Source organism: Mycobacterium sp. FW102-FHT13B02 (genome assembly GCF_058790275.1).
Map to the genome: position 1 here is coordinate 49974 of NZ_JBYTCM010000019.1, position 22170 is coordinate 72143.

The window sequence follows — 22170 nt, forward strand, 5'->3', positions numbered from 1 at the left end:
GAGTCTTCTCCTCTTCGCGCAGGCGCTCATCGCAATCTTCTCCTCTTCGCGCAGGCGCTCATCGACGACCACCGGTTACGGCCGGATCCATCATCATCGGATCCATGGCGAACGGGTCCAGGCCGACGTCTTCGTCGGGCGGACCGTCGGCGGCAAGTTCGGTGATGCGCCGGCGGTCGGCGGTGTTGATCGGCGGCAATGTGGCGAGTACGGCCGTCATCAATCCCGCGTACGGGGAATTGCTCTCCTGCAGGGAAAGTCGCAGCAGCTCGAGTACCGGTACATGTTCGGCCAGCAGCCGCTCGCCCCGCGCCTGGTCGACGGTTGCGGCGAACTCGAGCACCAGCGGCAGGTAGTCGGGCAGCTCTTCGTCACCGATGGTGATGTCGGCCTGCCGGTAGGCATGCTTGAACCGCAGCAGCGCCATGCCACGCTTACGGGTGTCGCCGTAGGCGTAGTACGTCAGGTGCAGGCTGGCCCGCCTGCGCATGTCGAACGTCTCGACGTACCGGGTGGCGCGTTCGGTGGCGTTGGTCTCGCAGAAGTACCGCAGGAAGTCGGTCACCTGCGTACGGATCGGCTCGGGCAGTTCACCTGCAGCCGCCGCCACTTCGTCGGTGAGAGCGCATGTTTCGGCGGTCGGATAGTCGAGCAACAGCGCCGTGATGCGCCACACCAGGCGCTGCTGGTGTTCGGACAGGTCAGGACCCGTCGCTGTGCGACGGCCCAGGGACAGCAGCTTCATCGGGTCGGCACCAGCCCGTCGGGACTGCGGCCATCCCAGTTCAGCAGGTTGACCCGCGTCGGATCATCCTTCGGCACAGCACTGTTGGTGTCGACGAGGTGGAACTTGTCGGCCATGGCGTCGAAGGCCGACATACCCGGACCACCGTCGCCGTCCAGGCTGCAGCCGGTCGCGATGGCGTCCAGCCGGTGCGCATCAGAGCCCGCACCACTCGGAATCACATACCGGTCCTGGTATTTGGCGATGGCCAGCAGCCGGTACATCGACTCGATCTCCTCACCGGTGAGGCGGACCGACTCGGGGATGGTCTCGTCGAACTCCTCGCCGAGGTTGGCCGACCGCATGTAGGCCCGCATGGCCGCCAACCGCTGCAGCGACGCCCGAACGGGCCCGACCTCCCCCGCCGTGAACAGTTCGGCCAGGTACTCGATCGGGATGCGCAGGGTGTCGATGGCGCCGAACAGATTGTTCTTGTTCTCGCCGTCGTGGCCGGTCTCCTTGAGGATGTCGACCACGGGAGACAGCGGCGGCACGTACCAGACCATCGGCATGGTCCGGTACTCCGGATGCAGCGGCAGCGCCACCTGGTAGTCGACGATCAGCCGGTACACAGGCGAATTCTGTGCGGCCTCAATCCATTCCGGCGAGATACCGGCGCGCTCGGCTTCCGCGATCACCCGGGGGTCATGCGGGTTGAGGAACACGCCGAGCTGCGACGGGTAGAGGTCCTTGTCATCGGTGACCGACGCCGCTTCGAGCACCTTGTCGGCGTCGTAGAGCATGACGCCGATGTACCGAAGCCGGCCGACGCACGTCTCGGAGCAGACGGTCGGGATGCCGACCTCGACACGGGGGTAGCAGAAGGTGCACTTCTCGGCCTTGCCGGTCTTGTGGTTGAAGTAGATCTTCTTGTACGGGCAGCCGGTGACGCACTGCCGCCAGCCACGGCACTTGTCCTGATCCACCAGGACGATGCCGTCCTCGGCACGCTTGTAGATGGCGCCCGACGGGCATGCCGCCGCACACGCCGGGTTGAGGCAGTGCTCGCAAATGCGCGGCAGGTAGAACATGAAGGTCTGCTCGAATTCGAGCTTAACCTTGTTCGAGACCTCTTCGACCTTGGCCAGCACCGGATCCCGGCCCACCTGCTCAGGACCGCCACCCAGGTCGTCGTCCCAGTTGGCGCCCCAGGTGACCTTGGTGTCCTGGCCGGTAATCAGCGACTTCGGCCGCGCGACCGGCGTGGTGTCCATCAGCGGCGAGGACAACAGGTTCTCGTAGTCGTAGGTCCACGGGTCGTAATAGTCGCTGACCGTCGGCAGGTCCGGGTTGGCGAAGATGTTCAGCAATCGCTTGAGCCGGGAGCCCGACTTCAGCGTGAGCTTGCCCCGCTTGTTGAGGGTCCAGCCACCCTTCCAGCGTTCCTGGTCCTGGTACTGCCGTGGATAGCCCTGTCCGGGACGGGTTTCCACGTTGTTGAACCAGACGTACTCGACACCGCTGCGGTTGGTCCACGCCTGCTTGCAGGTGACGCTGCAGGTGTGACAGCCGATGCACTTGTCGAGGTTCATCACCATCGCGAGTTGCGCCATGACCTTCATCGGTCCACTCCGCAAGCTCCGTGTCCGGTCATGTCAGTACTCCACTTCTTGCGAACGGCGACGGATGGTCGTCACCTCGTCGCGCTGATTTCCGGTGGGGCCGTGGTAGTTCAGCGCAAAGGACTGCTGGGCGTAGCCGCCGATCAAGTGGGTGGGCTTGATCATGATGCGGGTCAGGGCGTTGTGGATACCGCCGCGCTTGCCGGTCTTCTCGGTACGCGGCACGTCGACCGCCTTGTCCTGGGCGTGGTACATGAAGACCAGGCCCTCGGGCATCCGGTGACTGACGATCGCGCGGGCATTCACCACACCGTTGCGGTTGGTGCACTCGATCCAGTCGTTGTCCTTGACCCCGATCTTGGCGGCGTCCACGTCGGACATCCAGATCGCCTGTCCACCACGGGAAAGCGTCAGCATGTACAGGTTGTCCTGATACGCCGAGTGGATCGACCACTTGGAGTGCGGCGTCAGGTAGCGGACCGTGATGGAGCGACCGGTCGTGTCCCCGCCTGTGCTACCGACAACGGGTTCGTCGAACAGCGCTGTCATGTCCAGTGGCGGACGGAACGTCGGCAACTGCTCGCCCATCTCGTCCATCCAGTCGTGGTCGAGATAGAAGTGCTGCCGGCCGGTGAGGGTGTGCCACGGCTTGAGCCGTTCGGTGTTGATGGTGAACGGCGAGTATCGCCGGCCGCCGGTCTCCGACCCCGACCACTCCGGCGAGGTGTTGACCGGCATCGGGCGGGACTGCGTGTCGGCGAAGGTGATTCGCTTGCCTTCGTTCTCGGCTGCCAGGTCGACCAGTTCCGTGCCCGTGCGACGTTGCAGGGCTTCGAAGCCCTCCACCGCCAGGCGCCCATTGGTGGTACCGGACAGCGCCAGGATGGCTTCAGCGGCATGGGTGTCCTTGGCGAGCGACGGCCGTCCCGCGGCCACACCGCGGTCGGAAACCCCGTTCACGCCACGCAGATACTCGACCTCTTCGTCGGGATGGGTCGTGACACCCTTGACCGTCAGGCCCAGGGTTTCCACCAGCGGTCCCAGTGCGGCCATCTTGTCGGCCAGGGCGGGGTAGTCGCGTTCCACCGTCACCAGGCGCGGCATGGTCTTGCCCGGAATCGGTTCGCACTCACCGGCTCTCCAGTCCAGCACCTTTCCGCCCGGCTGGGCGGTGGCATCGGAGCTGTCGTGCGCGAGCGGCATCGCCACGATGTCGCGGCGCTTGCCCAGATGCTTCTCGGCCAGCCACGAGAAACCTCGGGCAATCCGGTGGAAGGCGTCGAAGTCGGTCTTGGTCTCCCAGGGCGGTGAGATCGCCGGAGAGAACGCGTGCACGAACGGATGCATGTCGGTGCTGGACAGGTCGTGCTTCTCGTACCATGTCGCCGCCGGGAGCACGATGTCCGAATACAGCGTCGTGCTGGTGTTGCGGAAGTCCAAGGACAGCAACAGATCCAACTTGCCCGCCGGCGCCTCGTTGCGCCAGCGCACTTCCTGCGGACGTATCCCCTCCTCGTCGCTGGCCGCGACATTGTTGTCGGCGCCCAGCAGGTGTTTGAGGAAGTACTCGTTGCCCTTCGCCGACGAGCCCAGCAGGTTGGACCGCCACACCGTCAGACAGCGCGGGAAGTTCTCCGGGGCGTCAGGATCTTCGCAGGCGAACTGCAGGTGCCCGGATTTCAGGCCGTCCAGCACGTGCTGCGCCGCGTCCTTGCCGAGGCGGTCGGCTTCATCGGCCAGATCCAGCGGATTGCGGTTGAACGTCGGGTAGCTCGGCATCCAGCCCAGTCGGCTCGCCAGGGCGATGTTGTCGGCTGCGGTCCGGTTCGCCAGTGTGCCGGTGGCCAGCGGCGACGTCATCGGCTCGGTGGTGAACCGATCGTAGCGCCACTGGTCGGTGGCCAGGTACCAGAACACGGTGCCCTGCATCTGGCGCGGCGCCCGCTGCCAGTCGAGCCCGAATGCCAATGCGCCCCAGCCAGTTACGGGGCGACACTTCTCCTGTCCGACGTAGTGGGCCCAGCCGCCGCCGTTGACGCCCTGGCAGCCGGTGAGGATGACCAGGGACAGGAACGAGCGGTAGATCTGGTCGGAATGGAACCAGTGGTTGGTGCCGGCGCCCATCAGGATCATCGAGCGACCCTTGGAACGCTCTGCGTTGTCGGCGAATTCGCGGGCGATGCGCTCCGCGGCCTGCGCCGGCACGCCGGTGATGGCCTCCTGCCAGGCCGGTGTGTACGGCTCGGCGGCGTCGTCGTAGCCGGTGGGCCACGTGCCCGGCAGCCCGTCGCGGGCGACCCCGTACTGCGCGAGCATCAAGTCGAACACTGTTGTGACACGTTGGCCCGCAACGATTCTGGTCGGTACACCGCGCTCCAGCACGCCCGGCTGGTCCGTATCGAACCGAGGTAGTGCAACGGTAGCGGCATCGTTGACGCCACCGTGCAGCGTGAGGAGGGGGTCGACCCCCTGCAGGTCCAGGTTCCATCGCCCTTCACCGGAGGCGGTGAAGCGATGGCCCAGCGACCCATTGGGCACCACCGGAGTGCCGTCCGCGTCGAGGAAAACAGGCTTGGACTCAGCAGCTTCGGTGTCGGCGTACTCGCCGCCGAGATCCGCTGCGGTGAGGAACTTTCCGGGCACCAGCCGGCCGTCGCGCTCGGTCAGCGAGACCAGGAACGGCAGATCGGTGTACTTCTTGACGTAGCCGGTGAAATACGGGGTGTTCCTCTCGACGAAGAACTCCTTGAGGATGACGTGACCCATCGACATGGCCAGCGCTGCGTCCGTGCCGGGATTGGCCGGCAGCCACTCGTCGGCGAACTTGGTGTTGTCCGCGTAATCCGGTGACACCACGACGACTTTCTGGCCGCGGTACCGGGCCTCGGTCATGTAGTGCGCGTCGGGCGTGCGGGTGACGGGAACGTTCGAGCCCCACATGATCAGATAGCCGGCGTCGAACCAGTCGGCGGATTCGGGGACGTCCGTCTGGTCGCCGAACACCTGTGGCGACGCCACCGGCAGGTCGGCGTACCAGTCGTAGAACGACAGCATCGATCCGCCCATGAGCGAAATGAACCGGGCCCCAACGGCATGGCTCACCATCGACATGGCGGGAATCGGCGAGAAACCGGCCACGCGGTCGGGTCCATAGGTCTTGACGGTGTAGACGTGGGCGGCCGCGGCGATCTCAGCGGCCTCCCACCACTCGGCGCGGACGAAGCCACCCCGGCCACGAGCCGACTTGTAGGCCTTGGCTTTGACGGGATCCTCGACGACGTCGGCCCAGGCCAGCACCGGGTCCTGTAGCCGCTCCTTGGCTTCGCGGTAGTAGTCGAGCAGCAGGCCGCGCACGTACGGATAACGCACGCGGGCAGGCGAATACGTGTACCAGGAGAACGACGCGCCGCGGGGACAGCCACGCGGCTCGTATTCGGGCTTGTCGGCGCCGATCGACGGGTAGTCGGTTTGTTGTGACTCCCAGGTGATCACGCCGTCTTTGACGTAGATCTTCCACGAGCACGAGCCGGTGCAGTTGACGCCGTGGGTGGAGCGCACGACCTTGTCGTGCGCCCAGCGGTCGCGATAGAAGTCGTCGGCCGACCGGCCACCGACCTTGTGGATGGTGCGCTGGTCATCGGAGATCTCACCGCGGTGGAAGTACTTGGACAATCGCAGCAGCGCGTCGCCGGACATCGCCGGAGGCGATGATTTGGCTGATTTGGCTCCCGTCTGGCTTCCTGCCAACTCGACCACAAGCCCTCCTTTCGAGCCGATGAAACATGAGGCTAGGGCCGGTCGGACGGCGGTCAAAAGAACGCACGGGGCCATTTCCGGGCCTGTGCGACCGCGTTAACAGGCTCGTCATGTCATGAAACAGAGGCGGTTTCGGCATCGTGGGTTCTACCTGCAGCGATTTGCCGATCAAGGCGAACGCGGAGCAGCGCTGTGCGTCGCCCGTCACATTGCCGCGGGGTTGCGACCCCGAAGTTTTATCAGCGCGGTAACAAACCGCGACCGGTGCTCGGAACGGCAGATTCCCCTCCGAAGACAGAACACCGGCACCGTCACCGATGTCCTGATACGTCACACACAAATCCGACGGTCCCACCCATTGTCGTTCGAACATTTGTTCGATAGAATGTGGTGTGGGAATCGCAGAGGATCTCACCACCAGTCTCGACATTGCCCGAGGTCTGCGTGTTCCGGAGGACATCACCGGAGGCGACGCTCTCGAGTCGATGCGAGTGCTGGTGACGCTGCGGAATGTGGTTGATCATCTGGCTGCGACGGTGACCGGGGTGCTGGATCGGTATGCGGTGGCGGCTTCGCAGGGGCGGACGCTGCGGGAGTTGTTGATGTCGTTGGGGTGCGCGCCGAGTGTGGCGGAGCGGATGGTCGGGGTCGGCGGTGCGCTGCCGCTTCTTCCGACGCTGGCCGCCCACGCCGCGGACGGTGCGATCTCGGGCGAGCATGCGGATGCGATCGTCAAGGGCATCAACCACATTCGGGCACGCTCGCCGGGTGATGTGGCCGAGGAGGCCCGGTTCGCGCAGGTGACCGACCTGTTGGGGCAGTTCTTCTCCGGTGCCACCCCAGCGCAGATCGGTGACCGGGCCCGGCGGTTGGGTAACCGGGTCGCCGCGGCCGAGGGTGGCCTGCCGGCTGCGGAGGACCGGTCGATCAACACGGTCGATCACCGCGTCACCTCCGACGGGCGGCTACAGGTGCGCGCGGACCTGGACGCCGAGGTCGGCGCCAAGCTCGTCGCGGCGACGGAGCAGCATTCAGCGCCGCGACCCGAACCCGACGGCAGCCCAGATACCCGCTCGGCCGGGCGACGGCGGGCCGATGCCCTGGAGGCGGTGTTGGATATCGCCGCCCGCGGCGGGGATGTCGCCTCGGCGCCGCGCACCCAGCTGCTGCTGACAGTGCCCGCCGACACCCCGGACCTGGCCCAGCTGGAGTTCATGGGATCAATCAGCATGGCGACGCTGGACCGGCTGACCTGCGACACCACCGTGACCACCGTGATCGTGGACGGCGAGCAGGTACCCCTGGACATGGGCCGCGACAAACGGTTGTTCCCGGCGCCGCTACGCAAAGCGCTGTACCTGCGGGATCAATGCTGCATCAAATGCGGGGCACCGCCCGGACGTACCCATGCCCATCACATCGTGCACTGGACCCACCACGGCGACACCAGTTTGGGGAACGGCTGCCTGCTGTGCCCGGGCTGTCATGCCAATGTCCATCACGACGGCTGGGACGTGGTCATGGGCCTGGACAAACACCCCTGGCTCATCCCACCGGCGGTCGTCGACCCGCAGCGAAGACCGATACCCGCCTACAACCGCCGTACCATGCGCCTCGACGTGGCCGCCTGACCACCACAGCTACGCCATCGAACCTGCTGTGCACCTTGATAACTCAATAGTGTCAACTGGCCCCATGTTCGCGCGGCGGGTGGAATTCGCACCCGCCGCGCGAACATCAGGGCCCGCAAATTCGGCAGCGCCCTAGGGCGCTCCGATGAACTCGACGCCGGCGACGATGGCCGGGCGGTGCCGCAAAATCCGGTAGTGCGCGAGTCGGCCCAGGCCCTTGGTGGTCTCGAGCCGGGCGTCCGGCCAGATCTGCACGAGTTCTTCACTTTCGGAGTAGAGCGCGTCGGGATCGTCCGGATCGTGAATCACCAAGAGCGGCCGGTCACCGGCGTGAACCGCCAGCTTGGCGATGTCGGTGTCCAGCAGCGGCATGCCGATCCGTTTGTCCAGCCTCCGGTGCAGCCGGTCCCGGATGCGCCGCCCGAAATTGTGACGCTCGGCGAAAACATCCAGGTACCAGGAAAATTCGCCCATCGGCGCGAGGAAGACCAACTTGCCGGCCGCCGCGCCCCGCGCGACCGCCAGTGCGGCCGCCTTGGCGCCCAGCGAATGTCCGATGACCGCGTGCGCCGGACCGTGCTCGGCGATGACAGCCCGCACCGCTTCCGCGCACTCGACTATGGTGCTGCGTCCCGGCGCAAGGGCGCCCGGCTCGGAATCGTTGTGACTCGGCAGGTCGAAGGCGATTACCCGATATCCGGCCGCGACAAGAGGTTTGACGAAAACGGCCATGTGCGCCCGGCACCCACCCCACCCGTGCACCAGGTACACCAGCGGGCCAGAACCCCAGGATTGCCCAGCGAGCCGGTGGCCGTCCCACGACGCCTCGACGGGCGTGCTGTCCGGCAACCCCGGCGGCATCTTGGTGCTCAGGTCGACATCCGGCACCGTGCACCACAGTTCGGTGGCCCAACGGGCACCGATTGCCGGCGCGAAGCGCTCCAGCCACCAGAACGCCCGACGCGTCGCCTCCGGGACAGGCGGATGCACTCCGGATTCGGTACCCGGATCGGTCAGTGCCATGCGTAAACCACCTTGGTGCGAAATATGATGTCCTGCAACGATCGTCGTCGCGCATCGATGACGACCCACAGCAGCCCTACCGGAAACAGTACGCAGGCCACGGCCCGTAGGCAGGCCCGTACCGGCGACAGTCGCTCGCGGCGCAGGCCGGTGACCCGCAACCCCATCACGACTGAACCCACCGTGCTACCCGACACGGCCCAACAGGCCGTCAGATACAGCACCGAGACGACGCCTGTGGCCGCGGTCGAGTAGATGAACGACAGCGTCGGCACGTGGAACATGATGGGACGGAACATGAACTCGGCCAGCCGCAATCCACCGTAGAGCAGTCCCAGCAGTGCGCCGACCACCAGGAAATCCACGACGGCAGCCGCACCGCGGCTGACGATCCCGGCAGTGCGATCCGTCATGTGCGGTGCCGTCCCAGCAGGCGGTCGACGAATCCCGAGATCGCGTCGTCGGCCCGCTCTCCCTGACTGCGGACGTCGGACATCACCTCGGCGGTCATCGAGTCGGTGGATTGCCGGATGACAGCCTCCAAGTCGATGCCGTCGATCACCTCGTTGGCCAGCCCGATCAGATCGACTCGCTGACGCACCAATTCGTTGAGATCGAGTTCGTCGAGAACTAGCTCAACGACCTGGCCGGCGACGTCGGCGATCAACGCCTTGATGGGTCCCAACGCCCGCTCCCCACGCTCCATCATGTCGGATCGAGTGCGGCGAAACAGATTTCCGATGACTGGTAGCCGTTCCACACCACGGTAGACAGCTACGGCACCACCGACGGCTGTCGCCGCCACTCCGGCGACGAGCAGCACCGCGGGGTTCGGCGGCGACGCGGCCGGTTCAGTCACCGCGCGTCACCCGCTCTTGCCAAAAGACGCAGATGTCCCCCAAACACGTTGTGTCGGGGGACATCTGCGTCGACTCGCGAAGAATTACAGCGGGGTCAGGCCGTGCTTGCGGGCAATGCGATCGTGCTTCTGCTTGTCGCGCAACAACTTCAGCGACTTACGCAGCAGCAGTCGGGACTCGTGCGGCTGGATGACCGCGTCGATGTAGCCACGCTCGGCCGCCGTCCACGGGATCGCCATGTTGGCGTTGTAGCCCTCGATGAAGTCCGCCTTGATCTTCTGCACCTCGGGCGCAGTCGGATCGGGGAAGCGCTTCACCAGCAGCTGCGCCGCCCCCTGGGCGCCGATCACCGCGATACGCGCCGTGGGCCAGGCGAAGTTCAGGTCGGCCGAGAGCTGCTTGGAGCCCATGACGGCGTAGCCACCCCCGTAGGCCTTGCGGATCACGAACGTCACCTTCGGCACGTCAGCCTCGACGATGGCGTTGAAGAAGCGGCCACCGCGCTTGATGATGCCGCCCGTCTCCTCGGCGACGCCCGGCAGTGCGCCGGGGGTGTCGACGACGAAAACCAAAGGCAGATTGAAGGAGTCGCAGAACCGGATGAACCCGGCAGCCTTGTCGGAGGCTTCGTTGCCTATCGCGCCCGCCATGAACAGCGGCTGGTTGGCGATGACGCCGACCGGCCGGCCGTCGACCCGCGCGAACGCCGTGATCATCTCCGGAGAGCGTTGGTCGGCGATCTCGAAGATGTCGCCGTCGTCGAACATGCGCAGCAGGATGTCGTGCATGTCGTAGCCGGCGTTGTCGGCGTCCGGCACGATCTTGTCCAGCTCGAAGTCACTCGGCGTCAGCTCGGGCTCCAGGCCCGGGTTGACGATCGGCGGGTCGTCCCACGTGTTGGCGGGCAGGAAGCTCAGGTAGTCACGGACGTACTGGAAGGCGGCCGCTTCGTCCTCGACGACCTTGTGGATGTTGCCGCGCTGAGCCTGGACGTCCGCGCCACCGAGTTCGTCGAAGGTCACATCCTCGCCCGTGACGTCCTTGATGACGTCCGGGCCGGTGATGAACATGTAGCCCTGGTCGCGCACCGCCACCAGCAGGTCGGTCTGGATCGGCGAATACACCGCACCGCCGGCACACTTACCGAGGATGATCGAGATCTCCGGCACCGTCCCGCGGAGCATCTCGTGCCGGCGGCCCAGCTCGGCGTACCACGCCAGCGAGGTCACGGCGTCCTGGATGCGGGCGCCGGCTGAGTCGTTGATACCGATGATCGGGCAGCCGACCATGGCCACCCACTCCATCAGCTTCGCGACCTTGCGGCCGAACATCTCGCCGACCGAACCCTGGAACACCGTCTGGTCGTGGCTGAACACCGCCACCGGACGGCCGTCGATGGTGGCGTGGCCGGTCACCACACCGTCGCCGTACAACGCATTCGGGTCGCCGGGCGTCTTGCACAGCGCGCCGATCTCGAAGAAGCTGCCCGGGTCGACGAGCGCGTGGATGCGCGCGCGGGCCGAAGGAATGCCCTTCTTGTCGCGGCGCGCTTTGGCCTTCTCGTCACCGGGATCGGCTGCGCGCGCAAGCTTTTCGCGAAGTTCGGCGAGCTTCTCAGCCGTGGTGGCAGGGCTGCGCGTTTCGGTCACTTCAGTCACGATTCTCCTACTACCTACTTGCCGGCCTGGATCTGGTTGATGGCTTGGCTCATATGCGCGCCCACCTTGGCGATGTACGGCTCATCGATCGCCTGGACGTGCTCGCCGCCAATATGCACGACCTCCAAGTCGGGAGCGAACTCGCCCCAACCACCGTCTGGCTGACGGGTGGCGTACGCGGGCTCGAACACGATGGCGTCGTCGTGGTAGCGGTCCGCCATGTAGAGCACGACGTGGCCGTCGTACGGCTGGATCTCGATGGTGTCCAGCGCGCGGTTGTCGAGATACGACGTCCGCTGGTGCTCGATGATGCCGCCCGGAATCTGCACGCCGCTCTGGGCGACGATGTCCAGGACGAACTTCACCTGGCCCTCGTCGTCGAGCTTCTCCAGTTCCTCGTAGGGAATCTCCGGAACCTCGACGTTGAAGGTGCGCTCGGCGAAGCGGGCGTAGCGGTCCCAGCGGGCCCGCATGCCGGCCTGCGTCTTGTCGATCGGCACACCGGGCCGCACGCAGTCGATCAATCCGACATACCGCACATCGGCGCCGGCCTGCTTGAGCCCGATGGCACACGCGTAGGCCAGGGCCCCACCCAGCGACCAGCCGGCCAGGATGAACGGACCCTTGTGCATCGCCAGCAGCTTCGGCACGTACTCGGCGGCGCGCTCCTCGATGGAGCCCTCGACCCGTTCGATGCCATAGACCGGGATGTCCTCCGGCAGGCGCTTCAACAGCGGCTCATACACCACCGTCGAGCCACCGGCGGGGTGGAAGACGAACAGCGGAACCTGCGGGCCGCCTTCCTTAGCGGGACGCAGCGTACGGACGAACCCGTCGACCACACCGTCTTCGAGCTGATCACGCACGATGGTCGACAGCGCTTCGATGGTCTTGGCCGACCGCACCTGCTCGACCGTCACGATGCCCTCGGCGCGCTCGGAGAGCCGCTCGGACAGCTTGGTCGCCGTTGCGTCGTCGACGGCGGGCAGCTCGTTGAAGATGCCGCCGGGCGACTTGCCGGTGACGATCGCCCACGTCGCGAAGGTGACGCGCTCAGCCGCGTCGCGCGGGGGGACGTCGGCGCCCAGCGCCTCGGTGACCGCCTCCTGCGTGAGAACCTTGGCCGCAGCTGCGGCCGCGGTGGCCTGGCTCGGTCCGGCAGGTCCCGACGGGTTGGTCGGCGGCGGCGGGACCGCCGGGCCGGCCGGGTTAGTCGGAGGAGCCGGGATACCCTGCGCCACAGCCGCATCCGTAGCGATCGCAGCGGCAGGCGTCTCCTCCGCCTTGTCGGCCAGCGGATGCCCGGCCTCGGCGAGCTTCGCCTCCAGCTCAGCGACAGTGGTTGCGCCGCCCATCAATTCGGCCTGCGCAGCCGCGATCTCCTCGGCGGTCTGCCCCTTCTGCGCCTCGGCCAGCTGGCCGACCTCGTCGCGGTGCTCGATCGCGTACTCGATCAGCTTCTGCACCGCGTACAGGTTGGCGTCGCGCACCGCGGTCAGCTGAATCGGCGGCAGGTCGAAGTCGTACTCGACCCGGTTCTTGATCCGGACCGCCATGAGCGAGTCCAGACCCAGCTCGATCAGCGGCACCTCCCACGGCAGGTCCTCGGGCTCGTAGCCCATGGCGCCACCGACGATGGCACCCAGCCGGTCGGCGATGGTCTCACCGGATTCCGGCGACCACTTCGCGAAGTTGGCGGCCAGGCCGGCACCCGCGGTCAGGTTGTCCTGCAGGATGGCGGCGTCGTCTTCGGGTTCCGGTGCGGCTACGACGGTTTCGGCCACCGAGGCGCCGACGGCGGCCGGCAGGGCCGTGCCACCCATCGCGACCGGCAGCGCTGCGCCGTCACCGCCGCGGGTGACCACGGCGTCGTACACCAAGGTGAAGGACTCGCCCATGCGGGCGTGCACCTGCACCGTGCCACCACCGGGGTGCCGGGTCAGCGTGGTGACCAGGCGGGCACCCGCACCGGGGATGGCGCGCTGCTCGTAGGCGGTCAGCGTGGCATCCGGAAGCACCTGTGCGGCAGCGGCTTTCACCAGCTTGGCGAGCGCCGCGGCGTCGACCTCGCCGCGCGGGGCGTACTCCCACACGTGGCGGCCGTCCGGGGTGGCGACGTGGCTGCCCGGCTCGATGGCCGAGCTGTCGGCGGTGAAGTGCGCGTCCAGCCAGTGCGGCTTGCGCTTGAAGCGCGTCGGCGGGATCGGCGCGTAGTCGACGGCCGGGTCCACGGCCGGCGAGAACATCGTCCGGAAGTCCAGGTCATGGCCATGCACGAACAGCTGGGCCATGGCATTGGTCATCGAGTCGACCTCGTCCTGCTTGCGGGCGAGGGTCGGGATCAGCTGACCGTCATGCAGGCCGGCCGACATGGTGGTGAGCCCAACCTGCATGAGCGCCACCGGGTTCGGCGCGAGCTCGAGGAAGGTGGTGTGCCCGTTGTCGACGGCGTTGCGGATGCCGTGGGTGAAGTAGACGCTGTGGCGCAGCCCCTTCTTCCAGTACTCCACGTCGTGGATCGGATCGGCACCGGCGCGGATCAGCTGACCCTCGTGCACCGTCGAGTAGTAGGCCGTCTGCAGCGGGTGCGGCTCGATGCCCTGGATCTCCGCGGACAGCTCGCCGAGCAGCGGGTCCATCTGCTGTGTGTGGCTGGCGCCCTTGGTCTGCATCTTGCGCGCGAACTTGCCCTCGGATTCGGCGCGGGCGATGATCGCGTCGACCTGCTCCGGCGGGCCGCCGATGACGGTCTGGGTCGGGGCGGCATAGACACACACCTCGAGGCCCGGGAAGTCGGCGAAGACCGTCTTGATCTCCTCGGCCGAGTACTCGACGAGCGCCATCAGGCGGATGTACTCGCCGAACAGCATGGCCTCGCCCTCACCCATGAGGTGGGCGCGCGAGCAGATGGTGCGGGTGGCGTCGGCGAGCGACAGGCCACCCGAGAAGTAGGCCGCGGCCGCTTCACCGAGCGACTGGCCAACCACCGCACCGGGTTTCGCGCCGTGCGCCTTCAGCAGCTCACCGAGGGCGATCTGCAGCGCGAAGATCACGGTCTGGACGACCTCGATGGGGTATTCGCACGTCTCGTTGGTGTAGTCGATCGCGTCGTCGAGGATCAACTCGACGACGGAGTAGCCGCGCTCATCCTGGATGTGGGCGTCGACGTTGTTGATCCATTCCGCGAAGATCGGATCATTCAGGTAGAGGCTCTTGCCCATCTTGCGGTGCTGGGCCCCGAAACCGGCCAGCACCCACACCGGGCCGTTGGTGACCGGGCCGTCGGCGGCCAGCACCAGCGGGTTCTGCTTGCCCTCGGCCAGCGCCCGCAGACCCTTGACCGCCTCGTCGTGGTCGTGCGCGAGAATCACGGCGCGCGAACGGCCGTGGTTACGCCGGGACAGCGAACGACCGATCGATTCCAGCGAGTAGGACCGGCCCGTTTCGCTGTCGATCCAGTCCGCCAGCTCAGCGGCGGCGGCCTTCTTGCGCGAGGTCAGGAAGCCCGAAACCGCAAGCGGCACAATGCGCTTGACCGGCTCAGCAGCGTCCAGCTCAGCGCGCGCGGCTCCGATCAGCTCCAGCGCCCGCTCGGTCAGGCCCGGCAGCTCCGGCTCGTCGTCGGTCTCGTAGCCGTAGAACTCGGCGTCACCGCGAGTGTCATCTTCATGATCGGCGAACTCGCCGTACTCGTCCATCTTGACGCCGCCGACGTAGACGGCGCCCGCGTCGGAAGCCGGCTTCTCTTCGGCCACAACCTCTTTGGGCTCCGGCTCGACGAGGTCGCTGGGCAGCACCTGACGCATGACGAGGTGCGCGTTGGCACCACCGAAGCCGAAGCCGGACACACCGGCGACGGCGTGGCCGCTGTAGCGCGGCCACTCCGACAGCTCGGCGTTGACCTTGAGGTGTTCCTTGTCGAAGTCGATGTACGGGTTGGGACCCGCGTAGTTGATCGAGGCCGGCAGCTTGCCGTGGTACAGCGCCAGTGTCATCTTCGCGACGCTGGCCGCACCGGCAGCCGATTCCAGGTGTCCCACATTGGATTTCACCGCACCGAGCAGCGCGGGCTTGTCGGCGGCGCGGCCACGACCCACGACGCGGCCGAGCGCGTCGGCCTCGATGGGGTCACCCAGGATGGTGCCGGTGCCGTGCGCCTCGATGTAGTCGACGGTCTTGGGGTCGACGCCGGCGTCCTTGTAGGCCTTGCGCAGCACCGCTTCCTGCGCGTCAGGGTTGGGCGCCAGCATGCCATTGGAGCGGCCGTCGTGGTTGATGGCCGAACCGGCGATGACGGCGAGAATCTCGTCACCATCGCGGCGGGCATCGGCGACGCGCTTGAGCACGACCATGCCGCCGCCCTCGGAGCGGGCGTAACCGTCGGCATCCGAGCTGAAGGATTTGATGCGGCCGTCCGCCGCCAGGACGCCGCCGACCTCGTCGAAGCCGACGGTCACCATCGGGGTCACCAGGGCATTGACGCCACCGGCCACCACCACGTCGGCCTCACCGGAGCGCAGTGCCTTCACACCCTCGTGCATCGCGACGAGCGACGAGGAGCAGGCGGTGTCGATGGTCATCGACGGCCCGCGGAAGTCGTAGAAGTACGAAACGCGGTTGGCGATGATGGAACTCGCGGTGCCGGTGATGGCGTACGGGTGCGTGATCGACGGGTCCGAGACGGACAGGAAGCTGTAATCGTTGGTCGAGGAGCCGACGAAGACGCCGACCGCCTCGCCGCGCAGCGACGACGCCGGGATGCGAGCGAACTCCAGCGCCTCCCAGGTCAATTCGAGTGCCATCCGCTGCTGCGGATCGATGTTGTCGGCTTCCATCTTCGCCAGCGCGAAGAACTCGGCGTCGAAACCCTTGATGTCCGAGAGGTATCCACCACGGGTGCGCGCCTTGGCCACGCGCTCGGCGATCCGCGGTTCGGACAGGAACTCCTCCCACCGTCCCTCGGGCAGATCGGTGATGGCGTCGCGGCCTTCCAGCAGCGCCTGCCACATCTCGTCGGGCGTGTTCATGTCACCCGGGAAACGGGTGGCCAGACCGACCACCGCGATGTTCATCACGTCCTCGTCGACGTCGCGGGACCAGTCCTCGGCATCGGCGGCAGCGGTGTCCACTTCCGGCTCGCCCTCGACGATGACCTGTGCCAGCGACTCAATGGTCGGGTGCCGGAACGCCACGGTGGCGGTCAGCGTCACACCGGTCAGATCCTCGATGTCGGAGGCCATGGCCACCGCGTCACGCGAGGACAGGCCCAGTTCCACCATGGCGGTGGACTCGTCGATCCGGTCGGGCGACTGGCCCGTGGCGTTCGCCACCCAGTTGCGCAGCCACTCACGCATCTCCGGCACGGTCATGCCGTTGGCGCGCGGCACGGGCGCGTTGTCACCCTCCTGCGGCGAAGTGTCGAGTTTGTTCGAATTGTCTTCGGTGTCAGTCATTTTCACTGTTCACTTTCGCCGCCGGACGGGGTAGTTCGGGCCCGGGATAGAGGAGTTCAGTTCAGATCGTCGGGGAACGCGTTGGCCACCTTGCCGCTGCGCAGCGAGCCGTCCAGATAAGCCTGGCGGGTGGCGCGGCGGCCGATCTTGCCACTGGAGGTACGCGGGATGGCGCCGGCCGCGGTCAGCAGCACGTCACGCACGGTGACGCCGTGGCGCACCGCGATGGCCGCGCGAATGTCGTCGATGATCGGCTGGGTCTCCAGCTTGTGCGCGCCCGGCGCACGCTCGGCGACGATCACCAGTTGCTCGGAGCTGTCGTCGGGATCGCGCTTGAGGCCGACGTGGGCGTCGGCGAAGACCTCGTCGGGCAGCTGGTTGGCCGGGACCGAGAAGGCCGCCACATACCCGACACGCAGGGCCTTGCTGGCCTCCTGCGCCGAGTACTCGAGGTCCTGCGGATAGTGATTGCGACCGTCGACGATCACCAGGTCCTTGACGCGACCGGTGATGTACAGCTCGCCGTCGTGGTAAGCGCCGAAGTCGCCGGTGCGCACCCAGGTGGCGTCGTCGGCGGCGCCTTCGGCGTGCGACGGGCTGGTGCGCGACTTGAGGATGTTCTGGAACGTCTCGACGGTCTCCTCGGGCTTGCCCCAGTATCCGGTGCCCATGTTGGCGCCGCTGATCCAGATCTCGCCGATCTGGCCGTCGGGCAGCTCCGTGGCGGTCTCGGCGTCCACGATCACGGCCCACTCGTCGACACCGATCTTGCCGGCACCGGCCTGGGCCACTGCCTTCGGCGAGTCGTCCGGGACCACCACGAAGGTGCCGGTGTTCAGGGCGTCGCGATCCACCGAGACGATGGTCGGCTCTTCGGACGACGGCGTGGTGGACACGAACAGCGTGGCCTCGGCCAGACCGTACGACGGCTTGATGGCCTTGGACGGGAAGCCGAAGGGGCCGAATGCCTCGTTGAACCGGCGCACGGTCGCGGCCGAGATCGGCTCGCTGCCGTTCAGCACGGCCTTGACGTTCGACAGGTCGATCGGTTCTTTGGGAACCCCGCGCGCCGCGGCGTGGTCGAAGGCGAAGTTCGGGGCCACCGAAATGACGCCGCCGGTGTCGCCTTCCTTGCGCGCCATCTCGCGGATCCAGCGCTCCGGGCGGCGCACGAAGGCGGCGGGGGTCATGAAGGTGAAGCTGTGCCCGATCATCGGCGCCAGCAGCGCGGTGATCAGACCCATGTCATGGAAGAACGGCAGCCAGGACAGGCCCCGGTCACCCTCTTCACCTTCGAGGGCCTCAACGACCTGCACCACGTTGGTGGCCAAGTTGAGGTGCGTGATCTGCACACCGGTCGGGATGCGGGTGGAGCCCGAGGTGTACTGCAGGTACGCCACGGTGTTCTCGTCGACGTCGTCGAACGGCACCCAGGTGACGCCGACCTCGTCCGGCACGGCGTCGACCGCGATGACGCGCGGCCGCTCGTTCGCCGGACGGCTGCGGAAGAACTTGCGCACGCCTTCGGCGGCGGCGGTGGTGGTGAGGATGGCCGACGGCTTGCAGTCGTCGAGCACGGCGTGCAGGCGGCCGACGTGACCCGGCTCAGACGGGTCGAACAGCGGCACGGCGATGCGGCCGGCGTACATGGCGCCGTACATCGCCACGAGGTAGTCGAGGTTCTGCGGGCACAGGATGGCCACCCGGTCGCCCGGCTGTGTCACCTGCTGCAGGCGGGCGCCGACGGCGCGGTTGCGGGCACTGAACTGGGCCCACGACAGGTCTTTGGCTTCGCCGTCACGCTCGGTCGAGTAATCCAGGAACCGGAAGGCCAGCCGGTCGCCGCGGACCTTCGCCCAGCGTTCGACGTGCTTCACGATGCCGGCACCGTCCGGGAAGGTGATCTTCCCGTTCTTGACGAACGGGTTGTGGAACGCCATCAGAAATCTCCTGTCACAGCCTGCCGCGCCGGCCACGTCGTGTGTGCGTCCGGTCACGCCAAATCCCGGCAAATGGTACCGGGCAGTAGCGATATGCCACGCCAAGATGCACCGTCAGCAATACGACCGTGCTCTTAGTTATCTCTTAATGTTAGGTGACGCGTATTCGCAGGCCAAATCGCCCCATCGGTTTGTACTCGCCAGTAGCCAACGCCGGATGTCAGCCGTGCTTGGGATGCGGCGCGTTGTCGACGAGCTGCTTGGCCCAGTCCAGTGTCCACTGCGTCGAGGTCTGGCCGTCAAGGCTCCAGAACTGCGGCGTGTTGTACAGCGCGTGCACCGGTCCCGCGGCGCTGCCAGACAGGGTGGCAAGGGTGTTCGGAAGGTTGACGACGTTGAACGCCTCGGTCGGCGCGGCGCAGATCAGGTCACCCTTTCCGCAGATCTCGTTGACGCGGTCGTTGAGCGCGCCGAAGCCGCCGACGCGCGGTCCCGTCATGTTCAGCCCGAGCATCCCGAGCGGCAGTTCGTGCAGCGTGATCTCGGCACCCTGTCCGGGAGGGTTCGGGCCGACATCCTTGCCGACGTCGGGCTGACGCCGGCCGTCGGCGATCAGCGTCACCCCGAGCACCAGGTCCTGGTCGATGGGACCGCGGCCGTTGCCGATGTCACTGGCGATGTCGCCGGCAATGACCGCGCCCTGCGAGAAGCCGACGATCACGAAGCTGGTCAGCGGGCACCGGTTGTTGATGTCGGTTATCGCCTCGACAGCTTTCTTCTTACCCTCTTCCCGGCTGTCGTTGTACGACATCTGGTTGTCCGCGGCCAGCGGGTTATGGAACTGCGCGGTGTAGGGCACCGTGTACTGCGCCAGCCTGTCGGCGCCGAAATCCTGGCCCAGCGGGTTGCTGACGTTCAGCAGCAGCGCTATCGGGAACGCCGGCGTCGGGTTCAGCGGGTCGAGGGCCCGTGACGACTCCCAGGTACCCGGGATCGAGATCAACTGCACGTCGGGGCAGTCGGCCGACTGGTAGGCCGGCCGCGGCTTGGACGGCTTCGTGGTGGGACCCGAGGTCGGCGGCTGCGCGGAGGGCGGCGGTGTCGGCCCGGGAATCTCGCCGGGCTGACGCAGCCACACCACGATCGCGAACGCGACCACGATGACCAGCAGGGCTACCGCACCCGCCGCGGCGATGGCAAGGATGCGGTGGCGGCGACGCCGATTGTTGGTGGCCATATGGTGTGAAGTCTCCTGCGGGCAGAGTCGATCCGGTTGCGTTCCGAATGTACTCAGCGCTCGTCACATGGAGGTCACGCCGACTGCTTTTCGGCTGGCCAGCGCCACTGCGCTGTGCGCGAAATCATGGAATTGGCTAGCGGATGACGCTCACCAATTCGCCCGACATGGCGCCGAGCTGGCCGCTCCAGCTGCCCCAGTCGTGCTGCGGGCCGTCCGGGAAGTCGAAGTGCGCGTTGTGGCCACCGACGCTGCGGTAGTGCGAGTAGAAGGCGCGGTTGCTGCCCTGGGCCTGGTCGCAGTAGCCGATCATGGCCGCCGGGTCACTGCAGGTGACCGTCGACGGGCTGAACACCCAGATCCGGGTGTTGTTCTGGTTCAGCAGGCTCACGTGGACGTCCGGATCGTGCCACTTCCAGCGGCCCAGCTGCGGGGCGCCCCACATGCCGTAGGTGTCCACGCCGCCGAACTCGCGCATCCCGGCGGTGATCGCGCCGTTGAACGTCGTCGACGACGGCGTCAGGAACCCCGACAGCGAGCCGGCGAAGCGGAAGCGGTCCGGGTGGAACTCGGCAAGCGCAAGCGCGGCAGTGCCACCCTGGGCCGCGCCGACCACACCGTGACCGTTCGGGGCCAGGCCCTTGTTGGCCGCCAGCCAGTCCGGGAGCTCCTGACTCAGGAATGTCTCCCACTGCTTACTGCCGTCCTGCTCCCAGTCGGTGTAGAAGCTGAACGCGCCACCGGCCGGGGCCACCACGGAGATGCCCTTACCGGCCAGCGTGCCCATGGCATTGCCGGCCGTCACCCAGTTGCTCACATCGGGACCGGCATTGAACGCATCGAGGAGATAGACCGCGTGCGGACCGCCGCCGGAGAACGTCACCGGGATATCCCGGCCCATCGCGGCCGAAGGCACCATCAGCGTCTCCACGCCCGCGGCTCGGGCGGTTCCGGTGCCGGTCAGCATGCCCGCGGTGAGTGCCACCGCGGCTGCGCTCGCAGCCATCGTCCGGAACATCCCCCGCATTGCCTGCAACCCCATAACCAACCTCACCTGTTCGTGATCGTCCGAGCGTCCTGAACCCGCGTTGTAGTGAACCACATCACCTCTGGAGATGGTGACCGAACAACGGGAGGGAACGTTGCCAGTGATCGGCCGGATATGCGCTCACCCGGACATAAACGACTGGCGGCGACGACCCGTGAAGGTCGCCGCCGCCAGTGCGAGTTGTTGCCAGAGGATTTACCTCAGGAGCAAGCGCTTACGCCTGTCCCGAAGCACCCAGCACACGCTGCAGGTCAGGCTTCATGGCCTGCAGCTGCTGGCCCCAGTAGCCCCAGTCGTGGGTACCGCTGTTGGGGAAGTTGAACACACCGTTGGTACCACCGGCAGCCAGGTAGTTCTGCTGGAAGGTGCGGTTGGTGCGGATGGTCAGGCCCTCGAGGAACTTGGCCGGCACGTTGTCGCCGCCCAGGTCGCTCGGGTTGCCGTCGCCGCAGTAGACCCACAGGCGGGTGTTGTTGGCGACCAGCGTGGCCATCTGGACCATCGGGTCGTTGCGCTTCCAGGCGTTGTTCGGGTCGCCAGTGGAGCCCCACATGTCGTCGGCCTTGTAGCCGCCGGCGTCACCCATCGAGATGTTGACCAGGAACGGCCACCAGCCCTCGGACAGGTTCAGGAAGCCCGACATCGAGCCCGCGTAGATGAACTGCTGCGGGTGGTAGATGGCGAGGGTCATCGCGGCCGAACCGGCCATCGACAGACCGACAGCAGCGCCACCGGTCGGCTTGACCGACTTGTTGGCCTGCAGGTAAGCGGGCAGTTCCTGGGTCAGGAACGTCTCCCACTTGTAGGTGGAGCAACCAGCCTTGCCGCAAGCCGGCTTGTACCAGTCGCTGTAGAAGCTGGACTGGCCGCCGACCGGCATGACCATCGAAATACCCGAGCCGTTGTACCACTCGAAGGCGGCGGTGTTGATGTCCCAGCCGTTGAAGTCGTCCTGCGCACGCAGGCCGTCAAGCATGTAGACGGCCGGCGAACCCGCGCCGCCGCTCTGGAACTGGATTTTGATGTCGCGACCCATGGCCGCAGACGGAACCTGCAGGTACTCAACCGGCAGACCGGGACGCGAGAAAGCCCCTGCAGTCGCCGTTTCACCGACGACCCCGACAAGACCGGGCAGCGCTGCCGCGGCAACGGCCGCAACCGCCATCCGGCGCGGCATGGCCTTGGCCATCGACCGCATCTTCCCAACGAAACTCATAC

At 66.7% G+C, this 22170-nt stretch carries 13 protein-coding genes; 1 reads left to right on the forward strand and 12 read right to left on the reverse strand.

Annotation, left to right across the window (positions count from 1 at the left end; translation table 11 throughout):
• Positions 1 to 58: 58 nt before the first annotated feature.
• From narJ to AC3WTE_RS25040, 3 genes are read right to left on the reverse strand one after another with little or no spacing between them, the layout of a single operon-like run.
• Complete coding sequence (gene narJ, locus AC3WTE_RS25030) at positions 59 to 745, reverse strand: nitrate reductase molybdenum cofactor assembly chaperone (protein ID WP_492441868.1); 687 nt, start codon at positions 743 to 745, stop codon at positions 59 to 61.
• On the reverse strand, positions 742 to 2346 hold the full coding sequence (gene narH / locus AC3WTE_RS25035) for a nitrate reductase subunit beta (protein ID WP_492441870.1): 1605 nt from the start codon (positions 2344 to 2346) through the stop codon (positions 742 to 744). Before narH ends, narJ begins: the two co-directional genes overlap by 4 nt.
• Positions 2347 to 2379: 33 nt before the next feature.
• Entirely contained in the window at positions 2380 to 6042 is a 3663-nt protein-coding gene (locus AC3WTE_RS25040; protein ID WP_492441872.1) for a nitrate reductase subunit alpha, read from the reverse strand.
• A 452-nt stretch (positions 6043 to 6494) separates the two neighbouring features.
• On the opposite strand from AC3WTE_RS25040, the gene AC3WTE_RS25045 reads away from it, so the two are divergent.
• Positions 6495 to 7733, forward strand: a complete 1239-nt coding sequence (locus AC3WTE_RS25045) for an HNH endonuclease (protein ID WP_492441874.1) — start codon at positions 6495 to 6497, stop codon at positions 7731 to 7733.
• A 132-nt stretch (positions 7734 to 7865) separates the two neighbouring features.
• Here the strand turns inward: AC3WTE_RS25045 and AC3WTE_RS25050 are convergent, their stop codons facing one another.
• The 9 genes from AC3WTE_RS25050 to AC3WTE_RS25090 form a co-directional block, all read right to left on the reverse strand.
• Entirely contained in the window at positions 7866 to 8756 is an 891-nt protein-coding gene (locus AC3WTE_RS25050) for an alpha/beta fold hydrolase (RefSeq protein WP_492441875.1), read from the reverse strand.
• A complete protein-coding gene (locus AC3WTE_RS25055; protein WP_492441877.1) occupies positions 8747 to 9169 on the reverse strand; it encodes an RDD family protein in 423 nt (140 codons plus the stop codon). The genes AC3WTE_RS25050 and AC3WTE_RS25055 overlap by 10 nt, the downstream gene beginning before the upstream one ends.
• Positions 9166 to 9615 (reverse strand): hypothetical protein, encoded by a 450-nt coding sequence (locus AC3WTE_RS25060; RefSeq protein ID WP_492441879.1) that lies wholly within the window; start codon positions 9613 to 9615, stop codon positions 9166 to 9168. Before AC3WTE_RS25060 ends, AC3WTE_RS25055 begins: the two co-directional genes overlap by 4 nt.
• An 84-nt stretch (positions 9616 to 9699) precedes the next feature.
• Complete coding sequence (locus AC3WTE_RS25065; RefSeq protein ID WP_492441979.1) at positions 9700 to 11265, reverse strand: acyl-CoA carboxylase subunit beta; 1566 nt, start codon at positions 11263 to 11265, stop codon at positions 9700 to 9702.
• Between the two features lie 23 nt (positions 11266 to 11288).
• Positions 11289 to 16727: a polyketide synthase Pks13 gene (pks13, locus tag AC3WTE_RS25070; protein ID WP_492441881.1), complete on the reverse strand. Its 5439-nt coding sequence runs from the start codon at positions 16725 to 16727 to the stop codon at positions 11289 to 11291.
• Positions 16728 to 16783: 56 nt separating this feature from the next.
• Entirely contained in the window at positions 16784 to 18667 is a 1884-nt protein-coding gene (gene fadD32, locus AC3WTE_RS25075; protein WP_492441981.1) for a long-chain-fatty-acid--AMP ligase FadD32, read from the reverse strand.
• Between the two features lie 220 nt (positions 18668 to 18887).
• Positions 18888 to 19904, reverse strand: a complete 1017-nt coding sequence (gene culp6, locus AC3WTE_RS25080; protein ID WP_492441883.1) for a carboxylesterase Culp6 — start codon at positions 19902 to 19904, stop codon at positions 18888 to 18890.
• Between the two features lie 136 nt (positions 19905 to 20040).
• A complete protein-coding gene (locus AC3WTE_RS25085; protein ID WP_492441885.1) occupies positions 20041 to 20910 on the reverse strand; it encodes an alpha/beta hydrolase-fold protein in 870 nt (289 codons plus the stop codon).
• 256 nt (positions 20911 to 21166) lie between these two features.
• Positions 21167 to 22168, reverse strand: coding sequence for an esterase family protein (locus AC3WTE_RS25090; RefSeq protein ID WP_459367418.1), 1002 nt, complete (start codon positions 22166 to 22168; stop codon positions 21167 to 21169).
• Positions 22169 to 22170: the final 2 nt, after the last annotated feature.

Excerpts from the sequence above, each read along its gene's own strand:
- fadD32 (WP_492441981.1), bottom strand. The coding sequence starts at position 18,667 with ATGGCGTTCCACAACCCGTTCGTCAAGAACGGGAAGATCACCTTCCCG.
- narJ (WP_492441868.1), bottom strand. The coding sequence starts at position 745 with ATGAAGCTGCTGTCCCTGGGCCGTCGCACAGCGACGGGTCCTGACCTG.
- AC3WTE_RS25040 (WP_492441872.1), bottom strand. The coding sequence starts at position 6,042 with ATGTCCGGCGACGCGCTGCTGCGATTGTCCAAGTACTTCCACCGCGGT.
- pks13 (WP_492441881.1), bottom strand. The coding sequence starts at position 16,727 with ATGACTGACACCGAAGACAATTCGAACAAACTCGACACTTCGCCGCAG.
- narH (WP_492441870.1), bottom strand. The coding sequence starts at position 2,346 with ATGAAGGTCATGGCGCAACTCGCGATGGTGATGAACCTCGACAAGTGC.
- culp6 (WP_492441883.1), bottom strand. The coding sequence starts at position 19,904 with ATGGCCACCAACAATCGGCGTCGCCGCCACCGCATCCTTGCCATCGCC.
- AC3WTE_RS25085 (WP_492441885.1), bottom strand. The coding sequence starts at position 20,910 with ATGGCTGCGAGCGCAGCCGCGGTGGCACTCACCGCGGGCATGCTGACC.
- AC3WTE_RS25090 (WP_459367418.1), bottom strand. The coding sequence starts at position 22,168 with ATGAGTTTCGTTGGGAAGATGCGGTCGATGGCCAAGGCCATGCCGCGC.
- AC3WTE_RS25050 (WP_492441875.1), bottom strand. The coding sequence starts at position 8,756 with ATGGCACTGACCGATCCGGGTACCGAATCCGGAGTGCATCCGCCTGTC.
- AC3WTE_RS25055 (WP_492441877.1), bottom strand. The coding sequence starts at position 9,169 with ATGACGGATCGCACTGCCGGGATCGTCAGCCGCGGTGCGGCTGCCGTC.